This is a genomic window from Deltaproteobacteria bacterium, assembly GCA_019309045.1.
Taxonomy (GTDB): domain Bacteria; phylum Desulfobacterota; class Syntrophobacteria; order BM002; family BM002; genus JAFDGZ01.
Map to the genome: position 1 here is coordinate 21,193 of JAFDGZ010000003.1, position 16,085 is coordinate 37,277.

Consider the following 16,085-nt stretch of genomic DNA (forward strand, 5'->3'; position numbering starts at 1 on the left):
GTAGCAAAATTATCGCATCTTTACCAATGGGAATGAAGAACCTTGATTCTCTCCTTCCATCCAATCATCAAAGCTGACATCAATGTCATTGTAGCAGGCAGACCTCCCAACAAGCAGGAGAAACAGCTCATCCAAAAGGCCGAGGCCATCCTGCTGCCCCAGGGTGTAAGAGCAGATCTATATCAGTTGTGTACAGCTCACTGTCGAAGGGTGTTTCCCAATTATGACTTCCGCTTCACGCATCCTGGCAAGATCGGAGATATTTCTCTTTTCAACAAATATGACATGCCGCATCCAAAAACCTTTGTTTTCCCCTGCGTGAGAAACTATCTGAAGCGCTATCCACCAGACAAAAACCGTTTTCCTTTCTCTTTTCCTTTTATTGTCAAAGCAAATCTCAGCGGCGAAGGCAGGCTGGTATTCAAGGTAAGGCACGGCCGCGACCTCGAAAAGATCCTCGGGGATTTCGAAAAAATGGAAAGATATGACAGGGCCGGCTTCATTGCTCAGGAATGGGTGCCGCATGGGGGTCGAGATCTGCGGGTGGTTGTTCTCCATGATGAGTTCGTGAGCTACTGGCGGGTCCAGCAAAAGCAAGACGAGTTTCGCACCAATCTGGCTGCAGGTGCCATTATCGACAGGAGTTCAGATCCTCATCTTCAGCAGCGTGCTGTGGCAGTAGTGCGGTCTTTCTGTCGACAAAGTAGAATTAATCTCGCGGGCATTGATCTTATGTACAACAGCCAGGAGCAAGAGGCGCAGCCTTTGTTTACAGAAATCAATTACTGGTTTGGCCGCCGTGTTTTTGGATCTTCTCATGCTTATTATCAGAGGCTCAAGACTGCTGTGCAGCGGTGGCTTGCTGCCTTTGAACCGCAGTGGGCAGACAGGATCCGCCTGGACTAGAGACTGCTGCAGCTAAACAATAATGCTACTTGCTCTCAAAAGCCCATTCTGCGAAAATATAAGAGCAGCCTGCGTTAGTCTTGCTCCTTAAATATCACCGCTCATTATCCTGGAGGGTCAAATGAAGAGGTGATGGAGTCACAAGTGTAAAGAGTTGCTAGTGGCATTTTTCAGAACCGCTGATCTGGCCACCTGATTTGTTCAATTCACATTTTCGCAAACAAAGGTCTCTGGAAATATCCTGATGAGAGAGGGAGCGTCATGATTATTGCAATCAACCCGCAAAATCCTCAAAAGCGTCTAATTCGCCGGGCAGCAGAAGTTCTGCGCAATGGAGGAGTGATCGCCTATCCTACTGATACCTTTTATGGCATCGGCTGCGACATCTACAACAAGAACGCTATTGCCAAAATTTATCAACTCAAGAGAAGACCGAAACACAAACCTTTCAGCTTTATCTGCTCTGATCTCAAAAACATCAGCAAGTACGCCCAGGTAACCAATTATGCCTACAAGACTATGAGACGTTTATTGCCCGGCCCCTATACTTTTATACTGGAGGGATCGCGTCTGGTGCCAAAAATAATGCTCACCAAGAGAAAGACCGTGGGTATACGGGTTCCTGACCATCAGATTTGTCTGGCCATAGTACATGAACTCGGCAATCCTGTGGTGAGCACCAGTGCTACTGGAATCAACGGCACCATTCTGGAATCTCCTGTGGAAATCGAAGAACAATTGGGCCACGCTCTGGATCTGGTCATAGACGGCGGTCCCATAGTTTCCAGACCCTCCAGTGTTGTCTCCTTGATAGATGATGTACCGGAGGTAATCAGAGAAGGTCAAGGTGACGTGAGCAACTTTCTCTAGTGCCACCACCTTGAGATACCGTTATGATTGGCGGTTGGTCTGGAGTTGCGCTGGCCAGACAGTCCCGGGGTCGATTTTGCCAAAAGTGCTCATCATATCTCCAGGCTGATTTGCTCATTTGAACAACTACTGCAGTGCTTACAGGGAGCATTTGCCATAAGTCGCGGCTTCAAAAGTAGCTGCTGTTGACAAGTCGACAGGTTGACGGGCGGTTCTGTAGAAGAGCCAATTCTAATTGGCTAACAGGGAAGGAGTATAGGACAAGGGATAAACAAGCAGCACTCCCAGGTACTGCCTCAGTCTTTCCGACAAGGGCGTCGAGGTCTTATTGAACAAGCGGCTCAGGAGAGACAGCCGTTTTTTCTCGGGATATACCACTTTTGGCTCGCCACGAATGCCGGCCATAGCAGCAGCTGCATCGATTGCATCACGCAGGCTGCCCAGCTCGTCAACAAGGCCCAGCTCTCTAGCCTGTTCTCCAGTGAAGATGCGGCCATCAGCAAGCACACTTACCTTTTCTTCAGGCAGGTGTCTTCCCTGAGCAACATCCCGAACGAATTGCTGCTGGACGTTGTCAATTACTTTCTGGAGGTAAGCTCTCTCCCTGGGAGTCATCTTACGGGCAGGATTACCCACATCTTTGTAGGCGCCGCTCTTTACCACCTCGAGTTGAAAGCCGATTTTTTTGAAAAGTTCCTCAAAGTTGGCAAACTGCATGATGACGCCGATACTTCCAGTAATGCTGCCAGGATTGGCAAATACTTTTTGCGCTGCCGCAGAAATATAATAGCCGCCGGAGGCGGCAACCGACCCCATAGAGGCCACTACCGGCTTATCCTTGCCAATGCGGCGAATCTCCTGGTAGAGTTCTTGAGATGGGCTCACACCGCCACCAGGAGACTCCACCCGCAGTACAATAGCCTTGACAGAAGGATCCTTGGCGAATTTAACCAGATCATCGATGGTAGGCTGGGCGTCGGTGATTATTCCTTTAACCACCACCACGCCCACTTTTTCTCGGAAGAAGACGCTAGTCTTGTGGCCGTGCTTCTGAGAAAACCAGGCAATGCTTCCCAGAAGCACTGCAAACAACAGGAAAAGCCCAACTCCTGTCACCAGCAGGTAACGTCTGCGCACTCTTGGGACTCCCTGTCAGTGTAAGGCTATTCTTGGTCTTCTCCCCCGCTCAACTGACTTGCCCGACCTTCAAGCTCTTCTTTCAACAGTTGACCAAGATTTGAGGTTGCCGCCTTGGGGCTGTTCACATACTCGTAGTAACTGGTCTTCTCGTCCTGTTCTTCGAGCCGTTTGATGGAGAGACCAATCTTTCTCTCACTCTGGCCTATATTGACCACCTTGGCCGTGACTTCGTCTCCCTCTTTGTAGGTTCCTACAGGTGTCTTGATTTTTTCTCTGCTGATTTCCGATACGTGCACCAAACCTTCGATACCTTCTTCAATTTCAACGAACAGACCAAAATCAGTCACATTTGTCACGGTGCCCACAACAGTACTGCCAACGGGGTAGCGCTGCGGTATTTCTTCCCAGGGATCAGGCTCGAGCTGTTTCACCCCGAGGGAGAAACGTTCGTGGTCCTTGTCGATGTTCAACACAACAGCCTGGATCTCCTGACCTTTCTTATACAACTCCGAAGGGTGTTTGACCCTTTTGGTCCAGGAAAGATCTGAAATATGGACAAGGCCGTCGATCCCTTCGTCGATGCCAATAAAGAGACCAAAATCCGTGATGTTCTTGATCTTTCCCTGGATAGTGGTGCCTACAGGGTATTTTTCTCCGATAATATCCCAGGGGTTGGGCTCCACTTGTTTCATTCCCAGACTTATCCTGCGATTTTCTTTGCTCAAATTTAGCACCACTGCTTCAACCACATCTCCTACTGAGACAACTTTGGAAGGATGACGTATCTTGGCGGTCCAGGACATTTCCGAGACATGAATGAGACCCTCGATCCCTGGCTCTAGTTCAACAAAGGCGCCGTAGTCGGTAAGGCTCACAACCTTGCCGGTAATTCTCGACCCCACGGGATAGCGTTCATCAACAGTGTTCCATGGATCTTCGTGCAGCTGCTTCAAGCCGAGTGAAACACGCTCCCTTTCAGGATCAAAACTGAGCACCATCACTTTTATGCGATCGCCAAAGGAGCACAATTCTGACGGGTGTCCCACTCTACCCCAACTCATGTCTGTGATATGTAGCAAGCCGTCAATGCCGCCCAGGTCAACGAACACTCCATACTCGGTAATATTTTTCACCGTACCTTCGAGTATCTTTCCTTCCTCGAGATTCTTGAGAGTTTCTGCCTTGAGTATTTCTCGTTCCTTTTCGAGCAGCACCCGCCTCGACAGAACCACATTCCTTCGCTTGCGGTTGTATTTCAATATCTTGAAGCTGTAGGTTTGCCCAATCAGACTGTCGAGATTGCGCACCGGCCGCAAATCAACCTGAGAACCAGGCAGAAAGGCCTGGATGCCGATATCCACCGAAAGCCCACCCTTGACCTTAGACGAGATGGTACCCTCTATTACGCCGTCTTCATTATAAATGCGGCTTATCTCGTCCCACACCTTGATCTTGGCGGCTTTTTCCTTCGACAGAACAATGGTTCCCTCGTCATCCTCCCGGCGCTCCAGGAGCACGTCCACAGAGTCGCCAACCTTGGCTGCGAGGTTGCCTTTTTCATCCAGGAATTCGGAAACAGGGATCTGCCCCTCAGACTTGTAACCTATGTCAACCATTACATAGTCATCAGTCACTTGGATGATAGTGCCGCGGACGACCTCTCCTTCTTTGATGCTTTTCAGGCTCTCTTCATACATTTCCTGAAAAGTAGTTCTTTCAGAATCGAGTTCCTGAGCTTCATCCTCGTCTTCTACGTCGCTCATCTCAGATTCCGTTTCAGTTTCGGCCACCTCTTCGGCTGCTGTTTCTTCTTTTCCTTGTTCAGTGGCAGCGGCAGGCTGAGCAGCTTCCTCCTCTATTGCCGAGGTTTCCGTGGCTTGCTCTTCACGGTCCTCACTCACCACTTCCGAGTCTGTCTTTTTTTCCTGGAGTTGTTGTTCTTTGTGTTCTGTCTGTTCCATTAACCAATTACCCCCATTGTTTTAGTTTACTTTCTCCCCTTTCAACACCCCATATTTTACAGCTGCAAAGTTTATACTGCACATCAGCAGCTAAATATTGTAATCTGTATAACAGAAATCTGTGGTGAATACAAATAATTTCCCCTTGAATCCAATCTATTTCCATCTCCAGAGAAATGATAAAATGACTGGATAAGATTCGGCCTTCTCACAGTGCCGTAGATGATTTTCTGAATAATTCAACGCAGCTTTCTCCATCTTGACACAGTAATCAATCATGATGATGTGAAAGAGTGCGAATGCGATCCAGCATGAAGTCCACCACCTCGTCTACCTGTAGATTTGTGGAGTCCACCAATATTGCATCAGCGGCAGGTTTCAGAGGGGCTAGTTCCCGGGCAATATCATTCCTGTCCCGTTCAACGAGTTGATCGTACACTTGTTGTCTGGATACTTTCTTGCCCTTCCGGGTGAGTTCGAGATAGCGTCTGAGCGCCCTTACATCCGAACTTGCATCCAGAAAAAACTTGATGTCAGCGTCGGGAAAAACCACTGTGCCCATGTCTCTGCCCTCGAGGACCACACCACCATGTTGTCCCAGGGTTCTCTGGATCTCCGAGAGCCGTTTGCGCACCACAGCTTTTCTGGAGACTGCTGACGCCAGCTCACTGATGTGAGGCTCGCGGATTTCCTCGGTGAGATCCTCTCCATTGGCAATAACCCTTACCTGGCCGTTCTCTGAGGAGAGATGCAGTTCAAGTCTGCGGCATATCTGCTCGAGCATCTCTTCGTCAAAGTCATCTGACTTGCCGGCCCTCTGTACGAGGACTGCCACGGCGCGGTACATGGCACCCGTATCCACGTATACATATCCCAGCCTTTCTGCCAATGCCCTGCTCACAGTGCTCTTGCCTGCCCCGGCAGGCCCATCTACTGTTATGACGAGTCTTCTACCTTTCACTTTAACCCTTCCGCAAACTATTCATAACTTCTTCGATGGCTGCCACAAAACGGAGATTTTCCTCGTGCCGGCCTGGAGAGATTCGAATAAAGTTTGCCAACCCATAACTATTCATTGCTCGGACGATTACGCCTTTTTTCAACAGAGCCTGGTAGACTTCTCTGGCATCACAGTCCACCTGAATGAGAAAAAAATTGGTTTCTGTCGGAAAAGTTGGCAGCTGTAATCGCGCCATCTCTTGGTAGAGATAGCGCAACTCTTCCCGGACGACTTCTCTGGTGCGCTGTAGAAAATCCTCATCATCCAGCGCGGCCAGGGCAGCCACCTGAGCCAGGGTATTTACATTGAATGGCTGTCGAACCCTGTTGAGATAGTCGGCAATTTCCTCTATCATCACCCCATAGCCAATTCTAAGACCAGCTAGGCCGTAAGCCTTTGAAAAAGTTCGCAGAACAATTACCGGTGGTGTTGAGTCCAGATATTCCAGTCCCGAAAAAGTCTTTTCCGGGTTAGCGAACTCAAAATATGCCTCATCCACCACGATTGGCACATCCTGAGGCACCCTGTCGAGAAATTCGTCCATATCCTGCCGACTCAAGACCGTACCCGTGGGATTGTTGGGGTTGTTCAAGAATATCAACCTGGTGCGAGAAGTGATGGCCTCAGTCATGGCCTGCAGATCATGGGTAAACCCCTTGAGGGGGACCTCCACCGGTTTGCCGCCGGCAACTCGCACCATCAGGTGATAGACCAGAAAGGTGGGTGCGGCCATGAGCACCTCATCTCCTTGACGAACGAAGGTGCGGATCAGCAGGTCAATGATCTCATTAGAACCATTTCCGAGGACGATTGCAGACTCGGGGACCTGCAAATGCGTACTCAGCCGTTTGCGCAGGTAGAAACCACTGCCGTCGGGGTAGCGGTGCAGATTCTGCAGATGACTTTGAATGGCTGCAATTGCCAGGGGGGAAGGCCCCAGTGGATTTTCATTGGAAGCGAGTTTGATGGAGCCTGATATGCCATATTCACGCTCGAGTTCTTCAATGGGTTTTCCAGGAGGATATGGTTTCAGTTGAGCGATGTTTTCAGGTACATGAAGTCCCATAACATTCTTTTGCCAACCAGAGATTGCAGGCAGCCCACAAATGGGCTTCTGACAGCAAGACTAGGATGCGGATTAGTAGTCAGGCGAGCAAAGGGAGGAATGAAATAGATCATACAATCGACAAGGTTTTTGCCCGTCAGCACGCTGGGTCGACTCGTTCCATGCTGCCTTTTGATTCTGTCAATGTCGCTCGCAGATGCTAGTCTCTGGGGTGTCTGCCAATCATTCGCACTTTGACTGCTGCTGGTTGGTGTAGCCACTCTCCTTCCATTTTCCTGATATTGCAGACTTTGCAACGCCTGCAGCCACGCGCTATATATCGCACTTTTTCTGCAAAGGCAACTGTTAAGTAAAGGTGCACGCTAAGAGGCTGCAAGGTGGAGGTCCCTGGTCGAGTGGGCTGAACGGGCGGTCAAGGATGAGCGGCACGCCACGGGTTTCCGGCTGTGCTCGCTAAATATACTGATCGGCCATCTCTTTTATGAAGAGGTTCACCTGTTCCGGCTCATCGAGATTCCACTGGCGTATGGCCTGTTCGATTTTTGCCCTGAGGGTGTGGTCTTCCAGATCGTTGAGGCTGCGATAGGCGCCGCCCCATCTGCCCACCTTGAAGAGCAACCGCTCTTCCTCGGGCAATGCCAGATAACGATCGGCAACCGCCAACATTTTCTCTTTGTCTACAGGCATGGTTCCGCAGATCTCTTCCAGGAGATTCATTATGTGGTCAGAAGTGATGGTTGAGGTGATGCCGTCCAATGTCTCAATAAACAGGCGGATCTCACGAACCACTGCATCATCGTCGAGAAGCTCCAGTTCAGCGGCTTCAACCTTCTGATAGAGCGGCGTAGTCTTGGGGACCCGCAATGAGCGCAGCCGAATATAGTCGGGGTTGATCTGGTTGAGCACCTCTCCGGTGGCGACAGCATGCTCCCGCCACCAGGTCTTACCCCCCAGACCAGGCATGACATACTCGGAGAGAGTTATCCCAGCCTGCCGCACCATGCGGCCCGCCTCTATGTGCTCAGCGGCGGTACAGCCTTTTTTCATGAATCGCAGAACTGGATCATAGCCGCTTTCCAGACCTATGTGAATTCGGTCGAGGCCGGCCTCTTTGAGCATCTGTAAGTCTGCCAGCGTGCGTCTCGCCAGGGTGCTGGAGCGAGCATAGCTGGTGACTCGACGAATTCCCGGGATCTGAGTACGGAGATACCTGAGGATCTCTGCCAGCACCTGCGGCTTTAGGATCAGACTGTTGGCGTCCTGCAGAAAGACAGTGCCTTCGCCGTGGTAGAGCCAGATGGCCACCTGTCGATACAGGTAGTGGTAGTTTTTCGCCACCTGGAGCCTGGTCATCACTGCACTGCTGATTTTGCCTCCGAATCCCAGCTTCCAGGAAATCTCCTGGATCTCCTCCACCACTTGTCGCAGGGTATCGATCTCTTTCTTGATATCAGCTGTTGACCGGCGTGAGAACTGCGTTCCTTTGTATACTGGACAAAAGAGACACCTGTTCCAGGGACAATTGCGTGTAAGTCGCAAAAACAAACTCTTGCTCTCAGATGGCGGTCTTATGGGGCCCTGTTCTATCATTGCTCTCTTCCAGGCTAATATTTTACTGGCTCCTTTTCCATGAGAAGTTACCGCTTGAATGGTGGCGCATTGCCTCAACTCATCCTCGGTTTCACTTGATTATTGGCTCTACTTCTACTGGCAGGTCTCCGCCGCCCTCACCATCCGCCGAGTTGCATTTCAAGCAACTTCACTCGGGGGCTCACCGCCACAGGAGAAAAGCTCCAGCAGCGCCTGAGCCTATTTGACTCCTGCTTCATGTTGGTCTATAGAAATTACTCAATGCCATATTTTAACTGAACTAGTTAAACAAACAATTAGAATTTTACGCTGTTACCTTTTTGCATCTCAACAGGAGACCTCTGTGGACCTGAAAACACTTCTCACCACCTTTGGTCTTATCTTCCTTGCTGAACTCGGCGACAAAACCCAGTTTGCCGCACTTTGCCTTGCGGCTGACAACAAGTCCAGACTTTCTGTCTTCATCGGAGCTTCCCTGGCTCTGGTAACCAGTGCTCTGCTGGCTGTATTGCTGGGTGCCCTGGTGGCACGATGTTTCCCGCCCCATGTGGTGAAGACCGTAGCAGGGATTTTGTTTATCGCCATGGGCATATTTATGCTGGTAACTCGCTAGCGGTCAGGCCTGGGAGATCTGCTGAAGTGGAACCTCGCTCGCAGCCAGACAACCAGGTGCATGCCAAGCCGATACGCTACATAGACGAGCAGACAGCTCACGAGGAGCGCATAGAACAGCAAAATCAGCAGACCCACAAAGCCCAGGCCGCACATGGCGCCACCTTCTTTCTTGCCGCTCCAGCCAGGTAAAGAGACGGTTTAAAGTCTGCGGTGCAAAGCGCACGCTTGTATGTCAAATATCTGCCCCTGTTTATTATTGTCGATTCTGCAAGAGAAGCGTTGCCCAGCCCTGTTCAACTATGGGTTCACAAATTGTTGTCATTCTTGAAGGTATTGAGCGCAATACTTCCTCGAGTTTTGCAGTCAAGAAGCCACCCATGATTGCCCATTGATACCTATACAGCTCCGGCCTGCTGAGCAACTCCTGGAGGAAGTCAAAGTGGATGTTCACACAAAGAAGCTCTGCTTCAGGCAGGTTGTCTCTGGCATCGCCGCTGCGAACCACGATGCGGTCGGCGACCTTGTTCCTGCGGCAGTTCGCTCTAGCAGTAGAGACAGCCAGCGGATTTAAATCTATTGCTTCTACTCGAGTCGCACCCAGTTTGACCGCGCCTATTGCCAGGATGCCGGTGCCGGTGCCAAGATCCACTACTGTTGAAGGATTTTCATCCGCATACAATCTGGACAGGGCTTGCAAACACCCCCTGGTTGTGGGATGCAGTCCTGAGCCAAACATGACTCCAGGATCTATCAACAGGAGAATCTCCCCGGGAGCCAGGGAGACATTCTGCTTGCTGGTGATGATCTTGAAGCGGTCTACCTGGACCGGCTCCCTGACAGCAAGCTGCTGCCATTGTTTGTAGCGCATTTGATAGCGCCCGTTGAGGCGATATTCGGGGTGGGCCTCGAGAAAACTGCCTATTCTCTCTTCTGCCGGGGAGCCGAAAAAGAGGTAGGTGTAGTTTGCTTCCGGCCATACTCCCAAGAGATCCTCCAACTCTAGAGCGGCAGAGGGGCTTCCTCCTTGAAGTTCATAGATATAGAGATATTGCTCAGGGTGCAGGCGCGGTGTTGTCTTGTCTTGCATAGACAAAGGGTTACCTTCCAGAGTTAGAGGTGAGTGCCAGCGTCCTTATTCCCTTGAGCCCGCGAAACGGCACACCTGCCGCCACCTGAGACATCACCCCGGGCCCATCTTCCACAAGACTGCCACATACGGCCTGCAGGCCAAAGTCTAACAGCATTGAAGTCAGGGGGGTGGAAGGACCCAGCATGATCTTGAAACTCTCAGGTTTGCAGCAGGACATAATGCGGGTAAAGGTGTGGTTTATCAGGCAGCTGCCGCTCATTGCCACCACGTCCGCTCTGCCGAGCACCCGGTAGCCCTCCTCTTCAGTCAGGTCTCCAGGCAGGGGATTTTTTTCCATAACCCACATTTGCCGCACGAGTGGTCTGAAGCTGTTCACGAAGGGAAAATGCCCGACAAAAACCAGGTCTCTGCCTGCAGCCTCAGCAGCAATAATATCCTTGGCATTCACTTTTCGAGGCCCGGTGAGCGGCGCGGTGAGAAGCGAGTTGAGAGCTGCCATGCCCAGGCCAGCAAGCAACAAGTCGTTGTCCAACACCAGAGAAGCAACTTCTCGGGCACTGCGGCCAACAAAGTCTGCCAACTTCTGCTGAACTTGAGCAAGAGTCGATTTGTCAAGGCGGCAAAGGTTCGCTGCCAGTCCCACTTTCCTGGACTGGACCGCAAGGAGATGTCCGCCAAGGTGCAGGGCAGTTACCGGTTCATCGTATGCCAGCTGGTTCAAGAGTTGCTCTAACACTTCCATGAGGCAACTATATCTGGCACTAACACATCTGTCAAAAGTCAAAACTTGCCGCATGCCAGTGAGGTTTGTCAGGACACTGGAAATCTTGACATGTTAGATAGAGCTTCTGAAACGTCTGCCAGACAAGGTTCTATTTGACAAAGAGTGTCTGCTGGCATACATTGAGCGAAATTCTAGGAGGACGAATATGCCGATCTACGAATTTCGTTGCCTGCAATGTAACCACATTTTTGAGCTGCTTGCTGTCCGCCAGGACGATGCCAAAGAACTCAGATGCCCAGAGTGTAGTGGAACTGAAGTGGAGCGGGTCTTGAGCAGGGTAAGTTATCAGATGGGAATGAAAGCGACAGCAGGGGCCAGACCTAAAGTGACCAGCAAGTCCTGTTCCAGCGGCAGCTGCGCCACTATAGACATACCAGGACCAAGCCGTTAGTACAGGAGCGCTGACAATAGGGGCCACTTCTCGAGATTGATGTGGTTTTTGAGATGGGGCCCCAGGTGTAGTCAGGGCGAAATTTCTCGCAGGAATTCTTTGATAATTTTCTCGAAGTATGGGTTGCTCTCGGTGAACTGGATACCCATTCTTGCCTTGTTGCCGCCCAATTCTCGCAACCAGGCTATCTGGCCTGGAATCCGCATCATGGGCTTTCCTGGAAGGGTGAAGCCGAATATGAATTTACCGCCAATGGGGTGAGAGAGCTTGCTGAAACTCACAGTGTAGAGCTCGAGTCCTTTGCAGGTGGGAGCAAGATCAAGGAGCATACCCTTATAGCTGTCCTGACCGCTGAATGAATCATAACCTGTCTTCTTGGCGGGTAGATAGTCAACTTTGATGCGCAGGGCCTGCAAGGCCTTCCCCCGTCTCTGTTCTACTCCCCCCATGCTCGGTGCTTTCAGGCGTTTTGGCGCCAAGCGGGCCGTAAGTGCCGTGGTCTTGGTGAAGCGCAGAGCAAGGTCGCGAAGCAGCTTTTTGAAGGTGGGCGATAATTTATTGTATTCGGCCTCCAGTTTTTGTTGGTCCAGTACACCCACCTTGACCTGACCATTGGCTACTATAGAGGCGGATCGCTTCCCCTGCCTCTGAGCCAGAAAAGCTGCTTCGCCAAAAATATCCCCCTCTTCCAGAAGAGCAAGAGTCATGGGACCCTTCTCAGTGTTCTTGATAACCTTGGCCTGGCCCTCGAGCAGCACAAAGACAATATCTTGCGTCTCTTTGCCCTCTTGCAAAATATGCTCGCCATTCTGGTACTCGACTGTCCGGCTCAAATGCATGGCAGCTAAGCTCTCCCTTCTGCTCTAACCAGCGCAGTTCTAGTTCTCCCTCCAGCAGCCTGCTTTGTCGGTGGGCAAGGTCGCCTCCCTTTCTGCTGGCCTGCTCCCTTCGGGGCAGCTATCCGTCACCTTACCTAAAGAATTTTTTGATTGCAACGCTTACAGTAAACGGTAGTCAAACTGTTGACGAAGCCGCAGCTTTGACAAATTTTCCCTGAGACTTCGTCCTCCTGGGAAATCTTGGCGCCACAAGCTTCGCAGAAATCTGCATCAGGGGCAACATCAACACCGCAGTTTGTACATTTTTTCGGGCCAAGCCTGCTGCCGCACCTTTTACAAAAAAGCGCATCGCTGCTATTCAAAGTCCCGCACACCGAACACTGCATATGGTTATATCTCCGACAAGCGCATATTCACTCGAGCATCTTCAGGGTCAGGATGAAATAGACGAAGACTTTTACCGCATCTGTCTGTTAGCCCCAATTATACAGGAACTTGTTAGAGAGCGTCATCTCTTTTGTTCTACACCTGTCGCTGCGGAAATTCTTGCTCTCACAGCTTCCAGAGCCTGGCATTTTTTCCTGACAGTGACTTCTGGAGACGCCTGCAGAGGCAAGGCGCAGTAATCCAGAGGATCAGTTTCATAAACAAAGATTTCAGTCCGATCCAGGAAGCCGTCCCCGTCGCTGTCCACATTCTTCCATGAGGTGCCATAGAGCATATATTCCGCATAGTTGCTCAAGCCGTCACCATCAGCATCCCAGACCTTCATCCTTTTATTGAGATCATCAATCAATGCAGCCAGATGGGGAATATTCTTCCTCATGGCTCTCCAGTTCTCCTGGTCAACTTGAACCTGTATGGTGGCCAGCAGTCGGCTGATTTCTGCCACAGCTTCGGGGTCCAGGCTTGCCGCCCCCATCTTGCGGCACTCGCCAAACTGATAACGTGCCAGTCGGTAAGAGGCCAATGCAGCTTGCTGGCCCTGTCTGGTCTCACAGGTGGCATTACTCAAAAGGCACCACAATACCACCAGGACAGCAGCCACCAGCTGCCGACCACGAGTATTCCCGCTGCAGTACCGCCATATCGTCGTTTCCTTTTTGGGTGAGTCTATGAGAGCCCTCATTGCTGTTGAAAACCCAGTTCGAATGCCTTGAGGTTCATTTCCAGGAAAGATTTCTTGGTCTTCATTGTCAGCACTCGTTCTATTGCCTGCCTGTCAAAAGGTAGATCGCCATGCCGCAGCAAAGCCCCAAGAAGGACCATGTTGGCAGTCAACTCCGAGCCGGCATTCCTTGCAAGTTCAAGAGCATCAAGGGTGATCAGCCGTCCCACTCGGCGAGCCACCATGGACATCATCTCTTCAATATCAGGATAGTTGCTGCTGCTACTGCTTGCTATAGTGAAAGGCACCAGTGGGCTGGTGTTGGAGATTACCAGACTCTCTTCGTTACATTTGCGAACAGCTCTGAGAGTCTCCAGAGGCTCGAAACCTAACAGGACATCGGCCTCACCATCCGAGATAGTCGGGCTTTCTATCTTGCCCAGCAAAACTGCAGATTCGACCACTCCGCCGCGCTGGGCCATACCATGGATTTCACTTACTACCACGTGGACACCTACCAGGAGCGCCGCTTCGCCCAGAACGCGGGAGGCCAGCAATGTCCCCTGCCCTCCTACACCGGCGAAAAAGACGCGCCAACTTTCCCTGCCAAGTGCCTTCTGGTCTTGCTTCATCAGAAATCCTTTCCGGATGACTCATCTAGTTGGATTTTTTCCTCGGTTTCACTGCGTGGCATATTTGACTGCACACTGCGCAGCCATTGCACAATACCTCATCGATTGTAATTTTCACTCTGCCACTGGCATCGCACTCACAGGCAAATGCGGGACAGCCGAGTTCATCCAGGCAGCGTCGGCAATTGTCGCACTCTTCGGTGACCTCGAAAACAATTTGCTGCTTCTTCCCGGTAATTCGGCGTTCAAAGAGGGGACAGGGAGCCTTGGAAATCACCACTTTGACCCCCTCCTTTTTTACTATGCTGTCGAGGGCCGCAATAGTCTTTTTCAGCTGCTGAGGCCTGACTGTGATCACCTCCTCCACACCACATCCACGTACTACAGCTTCTATGCTCACTCTGGGAGCTTGCCGACCCCGCGGAGTGAGCTCTACGCCAGGGTGAGGCTGGTGCCCTGTCATAGCGGTTGTGCCATTGTCCAGAATAACTAGAGTGAAATTGTGGTTGTTCTGCACACCGTTTATCAGGCCAGTAATCCCTGAATGGAAAAAAGTGGAATCGCCAATAAATGCCACCACTGGCTGATTTTGTACCTGCGAAAATCCACCAGCGCTGGAAACACCAGAACCCATGCAGAGAAGGAAGTCAGCAGCTTGCAGGGGCGGCAGTATCCCCAGAGTATAGCAACCTATGTCTGTAGGAAAAATCGCTGATTCCCCTACTACCTGTTTGACCGCATAATAAGTGGCCCTGTGCGGACAGCCTGCACAGAGATTGGGCGGTCTGGGCGGCAACTCTGCTCCTGCAGCTGACCCGGCGTGTTCATAGTTTAGTCCAAAAAAGCGAGCGATGGCCAGTCGCACCTGGAGAGGATCAAATTCAAAGGAGCGCGGCAGCAGATCTTCACCCTTTCCTCTGATGACACAGGTCAGTCCCTTTTCCTGGGCAAGAGCTTTGACCTGTTCCTCGAGAAAAGGCTCGAGTTCTTCGACCACCAGAACGCGTTCGAGCCCCTGGAGAAAGTTGGCAAGCAAATTGGCGGGCAAAGGATGAGTCATGCCTAGCTTCAGAAGGCGAACTTCTCTGCTTATCCCCAAGTCTCTGATAGCATCACGGACATAGTTGGCACTCACACCGCTGGTGATGATACCCCAGGAGCCTTGGCCGCTGCTGACGTTGAAAGGCGAAGCATCTGCAATCTCTTGTAGCTCCTTCTGTTTTCTGAGAAGCTCCAGGTGGAGCTTCCTGCCCACCATCGGAATGACCACCAGGTTAAAGGGATCCTTGTCAAAGCGGCCTCGGTAGTGACCAGCAGAGAAAACACCCAGCTCTACAACGCTTCTGCTATGATTCACCCTGGTTGTGGTGCGCAGCAAGACAGGAATCCGCTGGTTCTCTGACAGGGAAAAGGCAGATCTGGTCATTTCCAGGGCCTCGGCTGCATTGGCCGGCTCCAGCATGGGCAATCCCGACAGCCTGGCATAGTAGCGATTATCCTGTTCGTTCTGGCTGGAGTGGAGCGATGGGTCGTCGGCACTGACCACCACCATGCCCGCCTTCACACCCACATAAGCTAGAGTCATGAGAGCATCTGCAGCCACATTGAGGCCGACATGTTTCATGCTGCAAATAGCTCGTACACCCGAGACTGCTGCTGCTGCTGCCACTTCCAGAGCAACCTTTTCATTTACTGAGTATTCAAAGTAGAGATCGGTCTCCTGAGCAATCCTATAAAAGTTGTCGCCGATTTCCGAGGAAGGCGTTCCTGGATAGGTAGTGGCAAAGCCTACTCCCGCTTCCAATGCACCGCGGACGATTGCTTCATTGCCAAGAAGAAGCGCCTTGCTGCCGGGTTCTCCTCTCAGTAGTTCATGCATAGATTCCCTCGTGATCGTTGTATGAAGATGTTTCTCTCAAAAGTACTGCCGTTGTCTCCACAACCATTCAGCAGTACCAGCCAGCGGTTATCTGGCCAGGGCTGCATTCTTTTTGCGAAACAGAGTGCACCGCCATCTCTGTATAGAATGTCAAGAGCACCATCTTTGCGGTAACAGGATGTTGGGGCCAGGTTCCCATTCGGAGAACGTGGCC

Annotated in this window: 17 protein-coding genes; 5 read left to right on the forward strand and 12 right to left on the reverse strand. The window is 51.3% G+C overall.

All coding sequences use genetic code 11. The features are described from left to right. Positions 1-42: 42 nt before the first annotated feature. Positions 43-906 carry a glutathione synthase gene (locus tag JRI89_01350; protein MBW2069878.1) on the forward strand — a complete coding sequence of 288 codons (864 nt, stop codon included), beginning with the start codon at positions 43-45 and terminating at the stop codon, positions 904-906. Positions 907-1,167: 261 nt separating this feature from the next. Further along, positions 1,168-1,776 carry a threonylcarbamoyl-AMP synthase gene (locus JRI89_01355; GenBank protein ID MBW2069879.1) on the forward strand — a complete coding sequence of 203 codons (609 nt, stop codon included), beginning with the start codon at positions 1,168-1,170 and terminating at the stop codon, positions 1,774-1,776. A gap of 231 nt (positions 1,777-2,007) precedes the next feature. Here the strand turns inward: JRI89_01355 and sppA are convergent, their stop codons facing one another. The 5 genes from sppA to JRI89_01380 form a co-directional block, all read right to left on the reverse strand. Next, entirely contained in the window at positions 2,008-2,913 is a 906-nt protein-coding gene (gene sppA / locus JRI89_01360; protein MBW2069880.1) for a signal peptide peptidase SppA, read from the reverse strand. 26 nt (positions 2,914-2,939) lie between these two features. Beyond that, entirely contained in the window at positions 2,940-4,877 is a 1,938-nt protein-coding gene (locus tag JRI89_01365) for a 30S ribosomal protein S1 (GenBank protein MBW2069881.1), read from the reverse strand. 271 nt (positions 4,878-5,148) lie between these two features. Further along, entirely contained in the window at positions 5,149-5,859 is a 711-nt protein-coding gene (locus JRI89_01370; protein ID MBW2069882.1) for a (d)CMP kinase, read from the reverse strand. Further along, complete coding sequence (locus tag JRI89_01375) at positions 5,840-6,943, reverse strand: histidinol-phosphate transaminase (protein ID MBW2069883.1); 1,104 nt, start codon at positions 6,941-6,943, stop codon at positions 5,840-5,842. The genes JRI89_01370 and JRI89_01375 overlap by 20 nt, the downstream gene beginning before the upstream one ends. Positions 6,944-7,396: 453 nt before the next feature. Then, entirely contained in the window at positions 7,397-8,533 is a 1,137-nt protein-coding gene (locus JRI89_01380) for a radical SAM protein (protein ID MBW2069884.1), read from the reverse strand. 343 nt (positions 8,534-8,876) lie between these two features. Between JRI89_01380 and JRI89_01385 the strand changes: the two genes are divergently transcribed. Both JRI89_01385 and JRI89_01390 read left to right on the forward strand, forming a co-directional pair. Further along, positions 8,877-9,146, forward strand: a complete 270-nt coding sequence (locus JRI89_01385; GenBank protein MBW2069885.1) for a TMEM165/GDT1 family protein — start codon at positions 8,877-8,879, stop codon at positions 9,144-9,146. A gap of 26 nt (positions 9,147-9,172) precedes the next feature. Continuing rightward, positions 9,173-9,337 (forward strand): hypothetical protein, encoded by a 165-nt coding sequence (locus JRI89_01390; protein MBW2069886.1) that lies wholly within the window; start codon positions 9,173-9,175, stop codon positions 9,335-9,337. A gap of 64 nt (positions 9,338-9,401) precedes the next feature. Here the strand turns inward: JRI89_01390 and JRI89_01395 are convergent, their stop codons facing one another. Together JRI89_01395 and JRI89_01400 are read right to left on the reverse strand one after the other, a co-directional pair. After that, positions 9,402-10,235: a 50S ribosomal protein L11 methyltransferase gene (locus tag JRI89_01395; protein ID MBW2069887.1), complete on the reverse strand. Its 834-nt coding sequence runs from the start codon at positions 10,233-10,235 to the stop codon at positions 9,402-9,404. Positions 10,236-10,245: 10 nt separating this feature from the next. Beyond that, positions 10,246-10,980 carry a hypothetical protein gene (locus tag JRI89_01400; protein ID MBW2069888.1) on the reverse strand — a complete coding sequence of 245 codons (735 nt, stop codon included), beginning with the start codon at positions 10,978-10,980 and terminating at the stop codon, positions 10,246-10,248. Between the two features lie 187 nt (positions 10,981-11,167). Here JRI89_01400 and JRI89_01405 point away from each other — a divergent pair, with 187 nt between their 5' ends. After that, entirely contained in the window at positions 11,168-11,413 is a 246-nt protein-coding gene (locus tag JRI89_01405) for a zinc ribbon domain-containing protein (protein ID MBW2069889.1), read from the forward strand. Positions 11,414-11,484: 71 nt separating this feature from the next. On the opposite strand, the gene JRI89_01410 is transcribed toward JRI89_01405, so the two are convergent. The 5 genes from JRI89_01410 to iorA all read right to left on the reverse strand — a co-directional run bounded on the left by JRI89_01410 (position 11,485) and on the right by iorA (position 15,871). Then, the gene (locus JRI89_01410; protein ID MBW2069890.1) at positions 11,485-12,252 is read right to left on the reverse strand and encodes a cyclic nucleotide-binding domain-containing protein; all 768 of its coding nucleotides are present in this window, start codon (positions 12,250-12,252) and stop codon (positions 11,485-11,487) included. 134 nt (positions 12,253-12,386) lie between these two features. Beyond that, a complete protein-coding gene (locus JRI89_01415; GenBank protein MBW2069891.1) occupies positions 12,387-12,638 on the reverse strand; it encodes a zinc ribbon domain-containing protein in 252 nt (83 codons plus the stop codon). Between the two features lie 122 nt (positions 12,639-12,760). After that, positions 12,761-13,222 (reverse strand): hypothetical protein, encoded by a 462-nt coding sequence (locus tag JRI89_01420; GenBank protein MBW2069892.1) that lies wholly within the window; start codon positions 13,220-13,222, stop codon positions 12,761-12,763. 155 nt (positions 13,223-13,377) lie between these two features. Continuing rightward, positions 13,378-13,992, reverse strand: a complete 615-nt coding sequence (locus JRI89_01425; GenBank protein ID MBW2069893.1) for an indolepyruvate oxidoreductase subunit beta — start codon at positions 13,990-13,992, stop codon at positions 13,378-13,380. Between the two features lie 25 nt (positions 13,993-14,017). Further along, positions 14,018-15,871 carry an indolepyruvate ferredoxin oxidoreductase subunit alpha gene (gene iorA / locus JRI89_01430; protein MBW2069894.1) on the reverse strand — a complete coding sequence of 618 codons (1,854 nt, stop codon included), beginning with the start codon at positions 15,869-15,871 and terminating at the stop codon, positions 14,018-14,020. Positions 15,872-16,085: the final 214 nt, after the last annotated feature.

What these genes read in the sequence shown, in the direction of transcription:
- JRI89_01365 (MBW2069881.1), bottom strand. Translation starts at nt 4,877, where the DNA reads ATGGAACAGACAGAACACAAAGAACAACAACTCCAGGAAAAAAAGACA.
- JRI89_01375 (MBW2069883.1), bottom strand. Translation starts at nt 6,943, where the DNA reads ATGGGACTTCATGTACCTGAAAACATCGCTCAACTGAAACCATATCCT.
- JRI89_01355 (MBW2069879.1), top strand. Translation starts at nt 1,168, where the DNA reads ATGATTATTGCAATCAACCCGCAAAATCCTCAAAAGCGTCTAATTCGC.
- JRI89_01405 (MBW2069889.1), top strand. Translation starts at nt 11,168, where the DNA reads ATGCCGATCTACGAATTTCGTTGCCTGCAATGTAACCACATTTTTGAG.
- iorA (MBW2069894.1), bottom strand. Translation starts at nt 15,871, where the DNA reads ATGCATGAACTACTGAGAGGAGAACCCGGCAGCAAGGCGCTTCTTCTT.
- JRI89_01395 (MBW2069887.1), bottom strand. Translation starts at nt 10,235, where the DNA reads ATGCAAGACAAGACAACACCGCGCCTGCACCCTGAGCAATATCTCTAT.
- JRI89_01425 (MBW2069893.1), bottom strand. Translation starts at nt 13,992, where the DNA reads ATGAAGCAAGACCAGAAGGCACTTGGCAGGGAAAGTTGGCGCGTCTTT.
- JRI89_01410 (MBW2069890.1), bottom strand. Translation starts at nt 12,252, where the DNA reads ATGCATTTGAGCCGGACAGTCGAGTACCAGAATGGCGAGCATATTTTG.
- JRI89_01380 (MBW2069884.1), bottom strand. Translation starts at nt 8,533, where the DNA reads ATGATAGAACAGGGCCCCATAAGACCGCCATCTGAGAGCAAGAGTTTG.
- JRI89_01400 (MBW2069888.1), bottom strand. Translation starts at nt 10,980, where the DNA reads ATGGAAGTGTTAGAGCAACTCTTGAACCAGCTGGCATACGATGAACCG.
- JRI89_01415 (MBW2069891.1), bottom strand. Translation starts at nt 12,638, where the DNA reads ATGCAGTGTTCGGTGTGCGGGACTTTGAATAGCAGCGATGCGCTTTTT.